The sequence below is a fragment of the Streptomyces sp. NPDC017056 genome, assembly GCF_044332485.1.
GTDB lineage: Bacteria > Actinomycetota > Actinomycetes > Streptomycetales > Streptomycetaceae > Streptomyces.
Window position 1 is genome coordinate 484,725 of record NZ_JBIRPD010000001.1, and the last position, 16,819, is coordinate 501,543.

General features: G+C 69.4%; 11 protein-coding genes. 7 read left to right on the forward strand and 4 right to left on the reverse strand.

What is annotated here, in order from left to right; translation table 11 throughout:
* Positions 1 to 20: 20 nt before the first annotated feature.
* Positions 21 to 1,118, reverse strand: a complete 1,098-nt coding sequence (locus ACH4OW_RS02265; protein ID WP_398024454.1) for a hypothetical protein — start codon at positions 1,116 to 1,118, stop codon at positions 21 to 23.
* 333 nt (positions 1,119 to 1,451) lie between these two features.
* On the opposite strand from ACH4OW_RS02265, the gene ACH4OW_RS02270 reads away from it, so the two are divergent.
* Positions 1,452 to 1,700 (forward strand): hypothetical protein, encoded by a 249-nt coding sequence (locus ACH4OW_RS02270; protein WP_030609187.1) that lies wholly within the window; start codon positions 1,452 to 1,454, stop codon positions 1,698 to 1,700.
* Between the two features lie 36 nt (positions 1,701 to 1,736).
* Positions 1,737 to 1,985 carry a hypothetical protein gene (locus tag ACH4OW_RS02275; protein ID WP_360122053.1) on the forward strand — a complete coding sequence of 83 codons (249 nt, stop codon included), beginning with the start codon at positions 1,737 to 1,739 and terminating at the stop codon, positions 1,983 to 1,985.
* 171 nt (positions 1,986 to 2,156) lie between these two features.
* Here the strand turns inward: ACH4OW_RS02275 and ACH4OW_RS02280 are convergent, their stop codons facing one another.
* Together ACH4OW_RS02280 and ACH4OW_RS02285 are read right to left on the reverse strand one after the other, a co-directional pair.
* Positions 2,157 to 2,846: a hypothetical protein gene (locus tag ACH4OW_RS02280; protein WP_398024251.1), complete on the reverse strand. Its 690-nt coding sequence runs from the start codon at positions 2,844 to 2,846 to the stop codon at positions 2,157 to 2,159.
* A 1,225-nt stretch (positions 2,847 to 4,071) separates the two neighbouring features.
* Positions 4,072 to 5,397, reverse strand: a complete 1,326-nt coding sequence (locus tag ACH4OW_RS02285; protein ID WP_398024253.1) for a tetratricopeptide repeat protein — start codon at positions 5,395 to 5,397, stop codon at positions 4,072 to 4,074.
* 168 nt (positions 5,398 to 5,565) lie between these two features.
* Here ACH4OW_RS02285 and ACH4OW_RS02290 point away from each other — a divergent pair, with 168 nt between their 5' ends.
* Together ACH4OW_RS02290 and ACH4OW_RS02295 are read left to right on the forward strand one after the other, a co-directional pair.
* Positions 5,566 to 5,877 carry a hypothetical protein gene (locus ACH4OW_RS02290; protein WP_398024255.1) on the forward strand — a complete coding sequence of 104 codons (312 nt, stop codon included), beginning with the start codon at positions 5,566 to 5,568 and terminating at the stop codon, positions 5,875 to 5,877.
* A gap of 34 nt (positions 5,878 to 5,911) precedes the next feature.
* A complete protein-coding gene (locus ACH4OW_RS02295; protein ID WP_398024258.1) occupies positions 5,912 to 7,024 on the forward strand; it encodes an NAD-dependent epimerase/dehydratase family protein in 1,113 nt (370 codons plus the stop codon).
* Here the strand turns inward: ACH4OW_RS02295 and ACH4OW_RS02300 are convergent.
* On the reverse strand, positions 7,021 to 7,896 hold the full coding sequence (locus tag ACH4OW_RS02300; protein ID WP_398024260.1) for a glycosyltransferase family 2 protein: 876 nt from the start codon (positions 7,894 to 7,896) through the stop codon (positions 7,021 to 7,023). The two genes, ACH4OW_RS02295 and ACH4OW_RS02300, sit on opposite strands and share 4 nt — an antisense overlap.
* Positions 7,897 to 7,981: 85 nt before the next feature.
* On the opposite strand from ACH4OW_RS02300, the gene ACH4OW_RS02305 reads away from it, so the two are divergent.
* The 3 genes from ACH4OW_RS02305 to casB all read left to right on the forward strand — a co-directional run bounded on the left by ACH4OW_RS02305 (position 7,982) and on the right by casB (position 16,720).
* Complete coding sequence (locus ACH4OW_RS02305; RefSeq protein WP_398024262.1) at positions 7,982 to 8,719, forward strand: transferase; 738 nt, start codon at positions 7,982 to 7,984, stop codon at positions 8,717 to 8,719.
* Between the two features lie 2,275 nt (positions 8,720 to 10,994).
* Positions 10,995 to 15,848, forward strand: a complete 4,854-nt coding sequence (casA, locus tag ACH4OW_RS02310; protein ID WP_398024456.1) for a type I-E CRISPR-associated protein Cse1/CasA — start codon at positions 10,995 to 10,997, stop codon at positions 15,846 to 15,848.
* 86 nt (positions 15,849 to 15,934) lie between these two features.
* A complete protein-coding gene (casB, locus tag ACH4OW_RS02315) occupies positions 15,935 to 16,720 on the forward strand; it encodes a type I-E CRISPR-associated protein Cse2/CasB (RefSeq protein ID WP_398024264.1) in 786 nt (261 codons plus the stop codon).
* The last annotated feature ends 99 nt before the right edge of the window (positions 16,721 to 16,819 follow it).

The following is a 16,819-nucleotide window of genomic DNA, read 5'->3' on the forward strand; positions in this document are numbered from 1 at the left end:
CACTCACGTCAGCCACCCGGTCACGTCAGCCCCCTCGGCCGCTCGCTCGGCCGCTCGCCCAGTCGCTCGCTCATCAGGTTCGGCTTCGAGCCGTAGATCTCGGCGATCCCGAAGGACAGCAACGAGAACCCGGCCGTCGCCAGCGCACGCGGTTGAACGGCGATCGCGTTCGTACGCTTCGGGCCGTACGAGAAGGTGGTGTGCGAGCCGTCCACCCGCGCGTACTTCGACTGGAACGCGCGGTCGCTGCGCAACGGCAGCCACAGCGCGCCGTCCGGGCCGCGCGCCAAGGCCCCGGCGTGGGCGCCGCCCAGCGGCGGGTAAGTGGTGCGCCAGGAATGCCCGTTCCAGGTCATCACGTAGGTGCTGGTCACGCCGTCGGCGTACCGGCTGCCCCCGATCGTGACCCGACCGGACGGTTCGAACAGGATCGTGTGCACGTTGCTGTTCGCCGGCAGCGGCACCTTCGCGTCCCGCCACGCCGTACCGTCCCAGCGCAGGACGGCGGTTCCGGTGCTGGTGTCCGCCCAGGCCCAGACGTCGGTGGCGGTACGCGCGGTGATCCCCATCAGGTACAGCACACCGTCCGGAACGGACTGCGCAGTCCAGCCATCACCGTCGTAGTGCAACACCTTCACCCCGGTGTCGTCCTCACCGACCACCCACGCGGCACCCCGTACAGCGGTGAAGTCCTGGTAAATCCGCAGAGTCTGCGGCAGCGGGACAACACTCCACGATCCCACCGCCGACCGGCGCAGAATCTCCCCCGCCCCCGCACGGTTGTGGAAGATCCACACTTCCTCGCCGACGAACTGCACCTTGCCGAGCGTCCCCGACTCGCCGACACCGGGGAAGCTGGCGTCCCGACCCCATTCCGCGCCGTCCCACCGGTACAACATCGGCCGCAGCAGTCCGTCGGCGGCGTGCTCGTACCCGGTCGCCCACGCCTCGCGCGGCCCGCGGGCGGCGAGATCGGACACGGTCACCGGCGGAACCGCCGCCGGCACCGGCAACACCGACCAGCCCGGCGCCACAGCCGCAGCCGCAGCCGCAGCCGGCGACACAACCGCAACACACATAACTACAAAGCAGACAAACACCGCACGGAGACCACTCACGACACCGTTCACGACACCGTTCACGACACCGTTCACGAGACCGCTCACGAGACCCCCAGGACGCGAAGGCAGAACGCGAAGGCCGCACAGCCTATTGGCATGTACCCGCCCACGACCAGACAACCTCCGGCCAAGCCCCGCAGCCGACCGCACGAAAACACATGAAAACACGCCAGCAAACACAACCAAAAGCACAACCAAAAACACAACAGAAAACCCACAAAGGAAACGATTCACCGCAGCGATCACGACCCTCTACGTGAATTCTCCCTCCGCGGCGGGTAACAGATTGGCGAGATTAAATAAAATCCCAGAATCACAGGAGGTCCACTCATGGCCGGTCCTTTTCGCCTGGCTCCGCAGGAGGTGCAGGCACACATCCCCACCTGGGCCTTCGGCAGGCAGACCAAGGTGATCGTCGACTGCAAGGCCGACGGAAACTTCGAGATGACAGCCGGCGGTTCCGCCACCGAGGTCAACGCGCTCAGGGTGGGGCGAAATGAGTTCGAGCGCTCGTTCGGCGGCGTCGAACTGGCTGTCAAAAACCTGACCCTCGAAGACATCACTGTGACGACAGAATAGGCGCCAGCCATGCCTTGGACGTTCGACAAAAGTCGCATGGAAGTCGTCGGCCAGCTCACTAATTCCGAACAAGAAAAGTTCGACATCTTCCAGAACGCGATCCAGAGCGAGGGTCTCCACCCCGCCCAGGCGGCCGCGAGGGCCGGAGACACCAACTACAAGAGGCTGCAGGGCGATCAGTTCCAGATCCGCCTGAGCCAGGGCTCGCGCGCCACCTTCCTGGTCCTGGACGACGGAGGAGGCAACGGAAGAGTCGAAATGCTACAACTGGCCGGCCATACGTAAGCGGGTGCAAGCGAGCTTAAGCGGGCGTAAACCGACGTAAACCGATGTGAGCCAACGTAAGCCGGTGTAAGCCGGTGTAAGCCGGTGTGAGCCGGTGTGAGCCGACCGCGGGAGCCGAGCCCGCCGCGGCGGAGCAGCCGATGCCGATGGCGGCTCCGCCGCAGCGCGCGGTCACTGGTGGGCGCTGATCACACCGCCGCTGCTGAGCACGATGTACACGCCGTTGGCGTCGAGCCCGGCGTCGTGCCCGTTCGTCTCGACCGTGCCGTACACCGCGCCCTCCCGGCCGAGGATCTGCGCGCGGTACCGCAGTTCGCCAAGCTTCGTGACCTTCGCCGTCCACCCGCCCGCGAGCTTGAACGTACCCGGCCCCTGGTGCCCGCCACCCATCCAGGAGTGGACCTCGCCGCCCATCGTGAGCACGACGAACATGTCGTTGGCGTCGAGCCCGGCGTCACGCTGGTTCGCCTCGAACGTGGCCAGTACCGAACCCTTGTTGACGATCTTGGCGCGGTAGTGCAGATCACCGAGCTTGTAGACCTCGGCCTTGCTGCCGTCCGGAAGCGGCTGCGTACGGACCGGCGACGCCCCCTTGGCCGTACCGGCATGCGACCCGCCCGACTGCTTACCCGCAGCGCCCGCCTTGGCATCGGCCTTGGCCGCGGGGCCCGCCTGGGGCTCGGCGCCCTGCTCCCCGGCGGAGGCCACACGCGTATCCGTCTGGGCCGCGGCCTTCGTACCGCCGGCGGCGTCCGACCCGGAGCAGGCCGTCAGCGTCAGGCCGGCAGCAGCGACCAGGGCCGCGGCGGCGACCCGAAGGGTACGGCGACGGGTGGTGCGAACAGTGACGCTGGAGCTCATTTCGGTTCCCCCTGGAACAGTCGGTGGCGATGTCTCCTCGGTACGCCACCCACCCTGCCCACCCCCCTTATCGCCAGCCTGCCGCCCCACTAACACCCGACTAACGCCCTCCGCCGGGAGACACACCTTCGCACCCGATGCCGCCGCGCATGCTGCACCTCACTTCGCGCGGACACACCACCAAGGCGGCGAACGAACATGGAGAACACCACCCACCCACCGGGCCGAAGACCCTGGACAGCGCGTCGTACGCGTGCTGGGCGGGCTGGTGGTGGGCGGAGCAGGCGGGGCCGTAATGGCGCCAAAGGTCCGATAGGCGGCACCCTGTGGTCAGGACATTTCGCTGAGCCTCGCCGACACCGCCGAGCAAGATTCTGCGGCGCGAAACCGGCTCCGGACCGCCCAATCACACAGCCCACACGCGCAGCGGACCGCACCACACCTCGCCTCGCCCCCCAAGCCTTCAGCCCCTTTCGCCTCCCCCTCGCAAGAGGCCGAGGACGTCAAAGACGCAAGTCCACCGCATGCAGGTAGTAGCGTGATCAGGTCACTAACCTTCCGCCTCGAACGCCCTCAGTAGGACGAGATGTCGGAGTTCTCGAAAGTGAGCAAGAAACCCCGCCCCACCAGATGAATCTGCTGGTCGCGACCTGTAGTCCCCGCGCGTGCGGGGGTGGTCCCCGCTTCTCCACCAGCTAAGGAGCCCGCACGGTGTAGTCCCCGCGCGTGCGGGGGTGGTCCCGGACGGCCGCCATGGGCGTATTCGACCCGCAGGTAGTCCCCGCGCGTGCGGGGGTGGTCCCGTCACGCAAAGCCCCATCGGGCGCTTCGTGCCGTGGTCCCCGCGCGTGCGGGGGTGGTCCAGCGACAGCGGTCCTTCGACGACCTGCTGGAAGGTGGTCCCCGCGCGTGCGGGGGTGGTCCCATTGCGCCCGGACACCGCTCGATCGCCCGATGGTGGTCCCCGCGCGTGCGGGAGTGGTCCCTCCGAGAAACCGAGCTGGTGAGAGGGACTGGGGTGGTCCCCGCGGGTGCGGGGCTGATCCCTACCAGGTGCTCCCGCGCCCCCTCATGCAGTCGTGGTCCCCGCGCGTGCGGGGCTGATCCCGGCGCTTTGCGGGCCACCTACCGCCGCGGCGCTCCCCGCACACGCAGAGGTGAACCGTTTCCGACTTACGTGGAGCGGCTCTGAGGCGCATTCTCTGCGCGAGCAGGGGTGGACCGTTCAGGTCAGGAGACGGGCAGCTGTCTGCCGGAGTTGCTGTGCTTCGCTCACTCCCGCAAAGCGCCGCAGCCGTACGCGCATGTCGTGCAGCGCGGCCTGGACCTTGACTGAGCGGATGCCGTCAGCGCAGTCAATGAACGTGCTCCAGGAGGCGAGGGCTCCGTCGAGGTTGCCTCGGCGTAGGCGTACGCCGGCGAGGTCGGCGTGGACGATGGCGCGGGTGCGGCGGCGGTCGAGGCCGTGGATCTCGAGGGCGAGGTGGAGGTGTTCTTCGGCGGCGGGCAGGTCGCCGAGGCGGGAGAGGATCATGCCGGATTCGTGGGCCCAGCGGCCGGGTGAGTAGTGGGCCGCCCAGGAGTCGCCGGGGGTGGCGGCGGCCGGGCGGCCGATGGCTGTTTCGGAGGCGGCGAGGTGTTTGGTGGCCAGGTGCCGGTCGTCGTCCTGGGCTGCGGCGGTGGCGAGGGTGGCTTCGTAGTAGGCGATGGCGCGGGCGTTGTCGAGGTTTTTGCCGTGTTCGACGCAGGCTTCGCCGAGCTGGACGGCTTCGGCCTTGAAGCCGAGGTCGACGCACTGGACGGCCAGGCCGCGCAGGGCGGTGGCCGACAGTTCGGGGTCGCCGGCTTCGGCGGCGAGGCGGAAGGCGTGTGCGTAGTAGCCCTGGGCCAGGCCCCGCAGTTCGGGGGTGCTGCCTTCGTCTTGGGCCATCCATCCGGCCAGGTGCATGAGCTGGGATGCGGCGGCGAACAGGGCACGGCCGGTGGCTTCGGTGTAGGAGCCGTTGAGCCAGGGGGCGACGTCGTCGGTGAGGTAGCGCACGGCGAGGTGGCGGGCGTGGCCGCCGCCGAGTTCGGCGGCGGAGTCGCCGAGCGAGATGACCATGCGCTGGACGGCGGCGACCTCGCCCTTACCGACGTGTACCGCGCCGGCGGGCGGGTTCTTGGTGCGGCGGGTGATGTTGTCCGGGTCGGGCAGGCCGAGGGCGGCGAGGACGTATCCGCTGGACGCGGTGACGAAGTTCCGGCGGTCCACGTCGCTCCTTCCCAACTCCAGGGCTGAGGCCACGGTATCGGGGCCGGCGCCCGTTGGGGGTTGTGTGTCCGGCACGTCGATCGCGTGAACATCCAGATCTAACACTTGGGCGAGGTAGGGCCACCAGTATGCGGGGGTGCGCTCCCCCGTGAGCCAGCGGCGCGCGTACTGGCGCTCGACCCGCCCCGAGTCGCCGCTCTCGGCCTGGCCTGCAGCGCGGGCCAGGTCGGTCGGTCCCCACCCGCGCTCGGCGCACGCGTTCCGGATGAGCTGCGCGATGACCTGGTTCTTCGGCATCGGAGCCCCTTCCTGACCTACGCGGGCCTACGCGGGACTACGCCCGGGCCCCTCCTCCGGCGGTCTACCCGCCTCTTGACTGAACTGCACGTCCAGTGCCGACGTCGCGCCGCCGCGTGCCACAGCTGCGGCGGTCGGCCGAGTCCACTTCCGGTGAAGGAGATGTCCGTGACGACCACTCCCGGCCCCCCAAGTGACCGCGCGGCGGCCGTCAGCGGTGGCGTTGGAGTCTCCGTTGTTCCAGAGCGGTCGGCGGGGGCGGTCTCGCACGTCGTCCCGGCTGCGGGTCGTGACCTGTCCTACCGCCACGACCGGGGTGAGATCGAGCTTCCGGTCACGGTGCACTTCTGCGACGGCAGCACCGCGCAGACCGCTCTGCTTCTGGATCCGGGTCAAGTCGAGCTGTTCGCGCTCCAGGCCGAGCAGGCCATCGGCCGGCGCGCCGCCGCCAAGCGGGCGGAACTGCTGTCCGGTGGCTGAGGCACAGCCGCACGCATTCGACCGAGGAGGAACCGTGCTCGCCAGCTTCGACCTCAGGACCCAGCTCGCCGACCGTACCGTTTTGGTGACCGGCGGGGCCGGGCTGATCGGCAGCCGCATCACCGGCCTGCTGCGCGCCCTGGGCGCCCGCCCGCTGTCCCTGTGCACCCTCGACGCCTACCCCCGCCCCGTCTACCGCGACCTCTTCGGTATCGATCCGGCCAGCCCCGACGTGATCACTGGGGACGTACAGGACGCCGAACTGGTGCGGCATCTGGTGCGCCGCTCGGACTACATCGTCCACGCCGCTGCCTTGGCCGACGTGGCCGCCTGCACCCGCGAGCCGATGGCGGCGCTGCGCACCAACATCACCGGCACCCAGGTCCTGCTGGACGCGGCGGCCGCCGGCGACCGCATCCGCCGCTTCGTGCTCACGTCCTCGGCCAGCGTCTACGGCAACGGCAGCCCCGACGACTGGTCCTCCCCCTGCCCCGAGCTGCGCACCGTGCGCGAACTCCTCGAAGCCGTCTACGGTCGTACCCCGCCGCGCTTCCACGAGCAGGCGCCGCTGCGCCCGCTGTCGGTGTACGCCAACACCAAGGCGTGGGCGGAGACCCAGACCGACCTCGTGCTGCGCCCGGCCGGAGTGTCGTACGCGGTGGTGCGGTACTTCAGCATTTACGGCGAGCCGCAGGTGGTGAAGCCCGGCAGCCACTCATGGGTGGTGGCCCACTTCACCGCCCGGGCCGCCCGCGGCCTGCCGCTGCACCTCAACGGCGGAGGCCACCAGATCCGCGACCTGACCCACGTCGACGACGCGGCGACCGCCACCGTCCGGGCCCTGGTCGCTCCACGCGCGCACCAGGAGACGGTCAACGTCGGCACCGGCATCCCCACCAGCGTGCGGAAAGTAGCCGAGCTGGTGCGCGAGCACTACCCGGCCACCACCTTCCTGGAAACGCCCATGCCACCCGGCGACCCGCTCGGCGGCTACGCCAGCACCCACCGGATGACCAACGTCCTGGAGTGGCGCCCGACCGTATCGCTCGCCGACGGCGTACAGCGGTACGCACGGTGGCTGGGCACGCATCCCCAGGCCGTGCCCGAGCAGTGGCCGAGCCCGGACGACCACCCGGTGGGAGCCTAGATGACCGGCGGACGCCCGAGGCGGGTCATGCGCCACACTGTGCGCCATCGCATCGGCCGCCGGGGTGGGCAGGGAGTGCGCACGCCTTCGGCGAACCCGCCGAACCACGCTCGCAGACCGCCCAGCGACCGGGTCCGCGCCAGCGTCAGCCCCGTCCACACCCCCAGGTAGGCGGGGACGAGGAGGGCGGGCAGGTGGCGTTTGGCCAGCCAGACCCGGTTGCGGGCCACCATCCGGTAGAAGACCGCGTGCCGGGTCGGTGAGGTCCGCGGATGCTGGAGCACCAGCTGCGGCTCGTAGACGATGCGCCAGCCGGCATCCAGCGCCCGCCACGCCAGATCCGTCTCCTCATGGGCGAAAAAGAACGCCTCCGGCCAGCCCCCGATCTCCTCCAGCATCCGCATCGACAGGCTGTGCCCACCCCCGAGGAAGGTGGTGACCTCCCCGCCGCGCAGCGGATCCCCCGCCCGCAGCCGCGGGACGTGGCGGCGCTGGGTGAAGCCGGTCTCGTCCGCGATCCGGAAACTGACGATCCCCAGCCGCTCGTCCGCCGCGTGCAGCTCGGCGATGTGGGCGAAGACGTCCGCGGCGATCAGCAGCCCGTCGTCGTCCAGGTCGACCAGCACATCCACATCGCCGAACTCGCGCAGCGTGCGCAGCGCGACGTTACGTCCGCCGGAGACGCCCAGGTTCTCGTCCAGCTCCACGCCGGTCACCCACTCCGGCAGCTCCGGCAGCGGCGCGCCGTTGGCGACGACCACCACCCGCTGCGCGGCCGTGTCCTGCTTGGCGACCGAGTCGAGCAGCGCCCGCAGCTCAGCCGGGCGGTTGCCCATGGTCAAGACGGCGACGCCGATACGGGGGTGACGCATCGATGTACTCCGTTCTGCTGGCCGGTTGCCCGCGATGCTAACCGGCCCCACCCGACACCAGCTTCGCCTCACTGATGGAGGACTGATGCCTCAGCTCATCCTCGGCGACTACCTCAGCGCGCCGCACACCGGCCACCTCGGCCGCGAACCCTACGGAGAACTGGAGAAGGCCGACCTGGCGGAGTTCCTCCGGCACTGGTCTGGCCTGCACCGCCAGGCCCTGACCGACGTGCGCGACCGCATCCACCCCACCGCGCAGATTCACCCGTCCGCGATCATCGGCGACGACGTCATCATCGGCCCGTACGTGCGGGTGTACGAGTTCTCCACCGTCCGCGACGCCAGCGTGCTGTGCGCGGGCGCCCAGGTGGGCTTCAACTGCGAGGTCACCCGCTGCTTCCTCGGCGAACGCGCCGTCCTAGGCCACCGCATCGGCATCAACCGCACCCTCGTCGGCGCGGACGCCCACCTCTCCGCCACCCTCACCATCGCCGCCATCAGCCTGTGGAACAACGATCTGCGCCACCCCGACCGCGAAATCACCTTCCGCGTGCCGGACGGCCTCTACCGCTGCGGCACCCCACGCTTCGGCGGCATCCTCGGCGACCACTGCCAGACCGGCAACAACATCAGCCTCGGCCCCGGCATCGCCATCGGCCCCCACTGCCGCATCGCCAGTGGCGTCACCCTCGCCGGCCGCACCATCCCCGCCAACAGCATCCTCACCGCACCCCACACCACGGACGCTGCCGTCCGACGTGCCCGCCCCGCACCATCAGCCCGCCAACGACCGCACCCCTCGCCCCCTGACTGCAGTGGGTGAACCGACGTGAACAGCGAACATCCATAGATCAGCCCGCCGGCAACCGGCTCCCGCGTACGGCTCTCAGCTTCGTCCACGACGGCTGGCAGACAGCACCACGGCAAGCAGGGCCGGTGAGTTGCACCTATGCACCAACACCCTTCTCACCACCGCAAGCCCTCCTGATGCCGCGAGTCCCGAAGGGCGCTCTCCGGTCGAGCAGCGGTGAACCAGAGCTCATGGGTCAGGCCCCCTTGACCGTACCGTGCTCTCCGCTCCAACGAGGCTGGTAGCACTCACACATCACGCGATCAAAGGCTGCCGCGGTGGTCCCCGCGGGTGCGGGGGCTGTTTCCCACGCGCGCAAGAAGGCCCTGGCCGACCTCAAGTGGTCCCCAGGCGCACGAGGCAGGCCCTTAGCGGTGGCCGTGCAGCCGGGCGTGACCAGGTGCGACGATGCCAGCCGGTGTGCTGTCCAGAGACGGTGTTGAGGCAGGGGTAGGAGCTGGCGGAAGCGGTGCCGGACAGAACGTCGAGGTCCTCCTCTAGGCCTCACAAAGAGCACAGTCCGTCCGGTATGACGGTTTCTATGGAAGTGAGTAAAACCAGCACCCAGCACGGTGAATGGCTAGAACAGCTCCTGTGGTCCCCGCGCATGCGGGGCTGTTCCCGGCGGCGATCGGGGACCTCATGCCGCACCGCCGTGGTCCCCGCGCGTGCGGGGGTGATCCCGTTCTCCGCCAAAGCGAAGCGCTCGATGCCGTGTGGTCCCCGCGCGTGCGGGGGTGCCCCCCTTGCGGTACACCTCGGGCGGAGAGGTGCTGTGTGGTCCCCGCGCGTGCGGGGCTGCTCCCTGCGGCAGAAGGAACAGACCGAAGGCGCCATCATGGACCCCGCGCATGCGGGGCCATTTCCCGTTCGTGCGCCGGTAAAGTCGGACCCGGAGTGTGGTCCCCGCGTGTGCGGGGCTGACCCCTGAGAAGCGCTCGCTACCAACCCTGCTCAGTCGTGCTCCCCGCGTATGCGGGGCTGTTGTCCACCAGGTGAAGGCGTGACCGGCGGCCACAACGTGGTCCCTGCGCGTGCGGGGGTGGTCCTTGGGTGACGTCAGCGCCGTCGTTCTTCCGGTCGTGGTCCCCGCGTGTGCGGGGGGGGGTAGCTCCTCCAGTGCCAGCGCCCCGCCCCGGGCGATGACGTGGTCCCCGCGTGTGCCGGGGGCCCTCTCGCCCCGCTCGACAACGAGGGATTCACCGGGTGGTGCCCGTGTTGTACGGGGGTGGTCTCTGGTACCCGTCGCGCAGACTGCTGTACTCACCGTGAGTCCCGCGTGCGCGGGGTGGCTCGACGAGGTCGGACTTGATCGGCCTCAAGAAGTGGTCCCCGCGTGTGCGCGGAGACCACGAGTCCCGATCGCCGGCCGTCCGCTGGATGTCCGCGGCGCCTTCCCGCCGTGCCCGCGGTAACCGTGACAACCCGAAGTGCACACCAGCGAACCATGTCTCGCGCCACTTACGGACTCAACGTGGCAACACAGGCCCCCTTGAGAGCAGCCCTCCATTGGCATGACACGACCTCCGCCTCTCGTCTACAGACGAACTGAAGCAATCAGCGCATCGATGCTTGTCGTGACCACCGCGAACATCACACCAGCAACGCCATCGGAACGACGGGAAAAGCAGCAGACCTGCAAGGATGCATGCCCTCCCGGGCCACGATCAGCGTGTGGGCAACTGAGAAGCATCAGCTACAACTGGGCGCGGGAACACGCGACTTGCCCCGCAGACCCTCGCAGAATGGTAGCGTCCCCCCACTCAGCGCAGGGCTACGCTCCGAGCGCCTCAGCGCAGAAGCCGAGCCCGCTGATCCACCTCGCGGCAACGAGGTAGCCGGGCTCGGCTCGTCCCAACGGCTTGATCGACCTTCGAGACATTGAGAGGCTACGCATGAAAAGCTGTTCCACCAAGACCTCGGAACCATCTCTCACCTGGCAAGGCGTGCTCGTGGCATTCCTTGCAGCCTGCCCCGTCGCGCCTTCACCAGTCGCCCCATGGGCTTGGGGCGCAGTGGTCATCCTCATCGTGATCGTGATGTTGGTGCAGTCGTAGCTGGTCGCTTCTCCTGCCTAACCGGGGTGTGTCCGGCATCGCTTCACCGCCGCCGGGCACACCGCCCACTCGTACCCGCAGGGTGCTCGGGCCTGCCGCAGCCGACGCCCAGCCTCTTTGTTGTACCGCAGAAGGGCTTAGCTGTGCCGACGCCGCCGTTGGACACGAATTACCCGTCAATAGGTGCCGAGTTGGCGCGCTCATCTCCTGCCGCCCGTACAGCCTGGGCCAAGCATGATCGAGCGACCGATGGATGGCTCCCGCTCTGGAGGCACATGGCCGATTCCGGTGCAGTCGCCGGGAAGTTGTGGGACACGTGGCTGGCGGACAACATCAAGCGTCTGGTGTCCGAGGCGCTTCCCGATGGGGAGAGGGACGCACGGCGACTCGTCATCTTTCTCGCTAGCGCCCATGACATTGGCAAGAGCACGCCCGCTTTCGCCTGTCAGGTGGAACCTCTCGCTGATGCCATGCGCGCTGCCGGGCTCGACATGCATTCCGCCATGGAGTACGGGCAGGATCGGCGGCTGGCGCCTCACGGCCTGGCGGGCCAGTTGTTGCTGCAGGAATGGATGGCCGAGCGATTCGGAATGCCCGTCCGCACATCCGGGCAATTCGCGGTCGTGGCGGGCGGTCATCATGGGACACCCCCCGAGCATCAGCAGATACACGAACTGCAGTTGCGCCCGCACTTGTTGCGACACCCCGGGCCGAGTGAGGCCGAATGGCGCCGAATTCAGTACGAGTTGATGGACGCGTGCGCCGAAGCGGCCAACGTAATGGAGCGCCTCACCGCGTGGCGTTCGGTCCGGTTACCTCAGCCGGTCCAGGTGGTATTGACAGCTGTCGTCATTCTCGCCGACTGGGTTGCCAGCGCGCCTGAGCTCTTCCCCTACGATCCGTTGTCCTGGCAGCCAGCCGGTCCGGTCGGCGAGGCACGCCGGCTGAGGGCCGCGTGGCAGGGCCTGGATCTTCCGGGCCCCTGGACGCCGCAGGTACCGGAGCAGGCTGCGGAAGCACTGTTCGCGCAGCGGTTCGCTCTGCCCGAGGGTGCGCGCATCAGGCCCGTTCAGGAGGAAGCGGTGCGGATGGCGCGGTCGATGTCGGCGGCGGGGTTGCTGATCATCGAGGCGCCGATGGGTGAGGGTAAGACGGAGGCCGCCTTCGCCGCCGCGGAGATTCTGGCGGCGCGGACCGGGGCGGGCGGTTGCCTGGTGGCGTTGCCCACCCGGGCCACGGGGGATGCCATGTTCCCGCGTCTGCTGGCGTGGCTGGATAGGCTGCCGCTGGACGGCCCCCGGTCTGTCGTTCTGGCGCATGCCAAGGCCGCGCTCAACGACGTGTGGGCGGGCATGATGCGCAGAGAGCGGCGGGCGATTGCCGCCGTCGAGCTGGACGGGCCCGACCGGGTCGGTACGGAGCATGCTGCCGAGCGCATCGAACCCGCTGGGCTGCATGCTCATCGGTGGCTGCGTGGCCGTAAGAAGGCGCTGCTGGCCTCTTTCGCGGTGGGCACCGTTGATCAGGTGCTGTTCGCGGGGCTGAAGAGCCGGCACTTGGCGCTGCGGCATCTGGCGGTGGCGGGCAAGGTCGTCATTATTGATGAAGTCCACGCCTACGACGCGTATATGAGCCGCTATCTCGACCGTGTTTTGGAATGGCTCGCCGCCTACCGGGTGCCGGTCGTGTTGCTTTCGGCCACCTTGCCGGCGGATCGTAGGCGGGCGCTGGCCGCCGCGTACGCGGGGGCTCCGGTGGACGCAGACGGGTCGGGGCCGGAATCGGTGCCCGATGATGCCTACCCGCTGATCACCGCGGTCGCACCCGGCGCCCCGCTCCAAGTGGCGCGTCCCGCGGCGGCCTCTGGTCGCCGTACGGACGTGTCCCTGGGGCGGCTGGAGGACGATGCTGTCGTGCTGGCCGATCGCCTGGCGGAGGAGTTGGCGGACGGCGGCTGTGCGTTGGTGGTGCGCAATACCGTTGATCGGGTGCTGGAGGCGGCCGATGTGCTGCGGGAGCGGTTCGGGGACGGCGCGGTGACCGTGGCGCACTCACGGTTTTTGGCTGCCGACCGGGCCGCCAAGGACACGGAACTGCGGGAGCGGTTCGGGCCCGGCGGGGACCGGCCGGCGGGGCCGCACGTGGTGGTGGCCAGCCAGGTTGTCGAGCAGTCGCTGGATGTGGATTTCGACCTGCTGGTGACCGATCTCGCTCCCGTCGACCTGTTGTTGCAGCGTATGGGGCGTCTGCACCGTCATCCGCGTGTTCGGCCACCGCGCCTGGCGCAGGCGCAGTGTCTGGTGACCGGAGTGGCCGCTTGGTCGTCCGTACCGCCGCAGCCGGTCAAGGGCTCGACGTACATCTACGGCGAACATCTCCTGCTGCGCACGCTGGCGGCCCTGGATCCGCACCTGGAGGGTTCCCCGCTGGTGTTACCGGACCACATCAGCCCGTTGGTCCAAGAGGTGTACGGGAGCACCGAGGCCGGTCCTCCGGAGTGGGCCGGGAAACTGGCTGAGGCCCGCGCAGAACATATTCAACTCCTCGAGAAGAAACGCGAAGCGGCCGGCAACTTCCTTCTGGGGCCGGTGCGGCGGGCGGGGCGGCCGGTGATCGGCTGGCTGGAGGCCAACGCCGGGGACGCGGACGACAGCCGGGCGGGGCGTGCGCAGGTGCGCGACAGCCCGGAGAGCCTGGAGGTTCTGGTCGTCCAGCGGCTGCGGGACGGCCGACTGGTCACCGTGCCGTGGCTGGACGGCGGGCGGGGCGGTTTGGATCTGCCCACCGATTTTCTGCCGAGCCGGCGCGCCGCCGAGGCCGCCGCGGCGAGTGCGATCACGTTGCCCTGGCAGTTCTGTAAACCCTGGGTGATCGACCGGACCATCGAGGAGCTGGAGCGCTTCCGGGTGGATGCCTGGCAGGTGAAGGAATGCCCGTGGCTGGCGGGGGAGTTGTTCCTCGTTCTCGATGAGGATTGTCAGACCCGTCTGTCAGGCTTCGTTCTCAGCTACAGCAAGGACGACGGGCTGCGGGTGCTGCCCTCGACCGAACCCGCGCGCGTGCCGGGCCCGGATGAGGGAGAGGCCCCGTCTGGGGACGGAGGAGATCGTGGGCGAGCAGCGGACAGCGAGGTTACGAGCCCTATGTCGGGACCGGCGCCAGTGGCCGTACCCGAGGGGGCCTCTGGCCAGGCGGCGTCAGCCGATACTTCGAGCACGCGGAAGCGCGCAGAGGAGGCGGGCTCACTGATGTCCCGCACCGCTCAGGCCGACGCTACGGCCCCGCCGTCCTTCGACCTGGTCACCCGCCCGTGGCTGCCGGTACAGCGCCTGGACGGCAGCACCGAGGAGCTGTCACTGCACGACCTCTTCGCGCAGACCCGCGAGCTGCGTCGGCTGGTCGGGGACGTGCCCACACAGGAGCTGGCGCTGCTGCGACTGCTGCTCGCTGTGGTGCACGACGCCCTCGACGGTCCGGCAGATCTGGAGCGCTGGGAGGAGCTGTGGCAGGCCGATGATCCCTTCGCCCCGGTCCTGGACTACCTTCGCCGATACGGTGATCGCTTCGACCTTCTGCACCCCGAGCAGCCGTTCTTTCAGGTCAGTGGACTGCGTACGGAGAAGGATGAGATCGCCTCGCTGAACCGGCTGGTCGCCGACGTCCCCAACGGTGATCCGTTCTTCGCCATGCGCCGCCCGGGCGTGGACCGGCTCTCGTACGCCGAGGCATCCCGGTGGCTGGTGCACGCACACGCTTACGACACTTCCGGTATCAAGTCCGCCATGGCCGGGGACGGCCGGGCCAAGGCCGGCAAGGTCTACCCCCTGGGGGTGGGGTCGGCCGGCACCCTGGGCGGGATCTTCGCCGAGGGGGCGAACCTCCACGAGACACTGCTGTTGAACCTCATCGCCCTCGACGAGGGCATCGTCGAGATGGCGGACCACGCGGGCATGGGCGGTGAAGACCGGCCGGCGTGGCGGCGGGAGCAGCCGTTCGGTCCGGGGCCGCGCGGGACGGCCTCGGATCTCAGCCGGCCGGACGGGCTGCGGGATCTGTACACCTGGCAATCCCGCCGTATCCGGCTGCACGCCGAGGACGGCGCCATCACGGGAGTGGTCCTGGGCTATGGCGATCCGCTGGTGATGTCCGCGCCGTGGAAGCTGGAGCCCATGTCGGGATGGCGGCGCAGCCCGGCGCAGGAGAAGAAGCAGGGCCGCCCGCTGGTCTACATGCCGCAGCAGCACGATCCGAGCCGGACGGCCTGGCGGGGCCTGGGCAGCCTGCTGCGCGCCCGCCGCGCCGCCACGGACGACAGCGGGCGAGGTGTGCCTGTATCGCTGCCGTCCGGAGTGGTGCGCTGGTCTTCGATGCTCACCACCGAGGGCGTCCTCGATCCGCGGGCGCTGATCCGGTTGCGGCTCATCGGCGCCGTGTACGGCACGCAGCAGTCCGTCGTGGACGAGATCGTGGACGACTCGGTGGTCCTGCCCGCGGTGCTCCTGCACCAGGAGCACGGGGCGTTTCGTACCGCGGCGGTCGACGCCGTCGCCGACGCCGACGAAGCCGTACGCGCCCTGGGCCACCTGGCCGGGAACCTGGCGCGCGCCGCCGGGACCGACGCGGCACCCGCCACGCAGACCGCCCGCGACCTCGGCTTCGGAACGCTGGACGGCCCCTACCGGCAGTGGCTGGCCACGTTGGCCGCGTACTCCGACCCGCAGGAGGCCCGCAAGGAGTGGCAAGCCACTGTGCGCCGCCGCATCCTCCGGCTCGGCCGGGACCTGCTCAATTCCGCGGGCCCGGCCGCATCGGAGGGCCGCGTCACCGAGCTTCCCGGGTACGGCCCGACCTGGGTCAATGACGCCGTCGCGGAGACCTGGTTCCGCCGCCGGTTGAACAAGGTCCTGCCCGACGCAGTGGTGCGGCCGGGCAGTGCGCAGGCCACAGGCCCCCTCGCCTCGTCACCCGTAACCGACCCCACCGCAGCGCCGGTGCCGGCATCTGCACCCGTGCGCCGCGACGACCAGACGGAGCCCGCCTTATGACCACCGGCCCGCACCCACCCACAGACCGTCGAACGGAAAGTTCCAAGCGCACGGACCGAGGTACCTACCAACGGAGCGCCCCAGAGGTGGCCACGGCTCGCTGCATCGGACGGCTTCAGCAGCTCTACCGCCAGGACGTCCCGTCGGCGGTCGCGATCCTGGCGCGGCTGCGGCGGGCCGCCGGCCGGACCGTGCACGAGACCCCGGACATCTGGGGCATCGACGGGCTGGAGGACCTCGCACGGGTCTGGGAAAAGCTGCGGGAAGCGAACGGGACCGACCCGGCAGGCAGCGAAGCACCGCTGGAGCTGCTTGACCCGGCCCAACGCCGTACGCGTGAGATGAGCACGCGGGCCGAGGAAGACGCCGTTCATGTGGCGGTCACGTTGTGGGCGCTGCATCAGCAGTCCGTACGGGATGCGGCCATGTACGAGCCCGGCTGGAGCCTGGGACGTGCGGTTCGCGCCCTGGCCCGAGGCAGTGGGGAAGCCGGCCCCACCGCTGACGGCGAGCCGGAACCGGGCCGCAAGCAAGCCCGTTCCGCTCCTCGTCTGGATGATGAACTCAACGAGACGCTGCGCAAGCGCTTCGTCCGCATCGGCACCTCGTCCTCGTTCGACATGCTCGCCGTGCGCCTTCGCGAAGTGGTACTGCTGCTGCGCACCGCACGTATCCCGCTCGACTACGCCCGGCTTGCCGATCAGTTGTGCCGCTGGCAGAACGAGGATCTGCGGGCGAGTGTCCGCCGCACCTGGGGGCGGGAGCTGTACCTGTCCTACAGCCGGCAGGCCCCGCCGGGCGGCGAAGGCGAGGACAGCGCCGAAGACACACCACCTCCCCCCGAGACCGACGAGCCCGACCCCGGCCTCTGAGCCACCGGAGTGGAGCGCCCGATGCATCGGCGTCGCCATGCCCCTCCGGCACCAGCACCGCCACCTCCAGCACAAGGCCCACGTCTCGCCGCGGAAGCC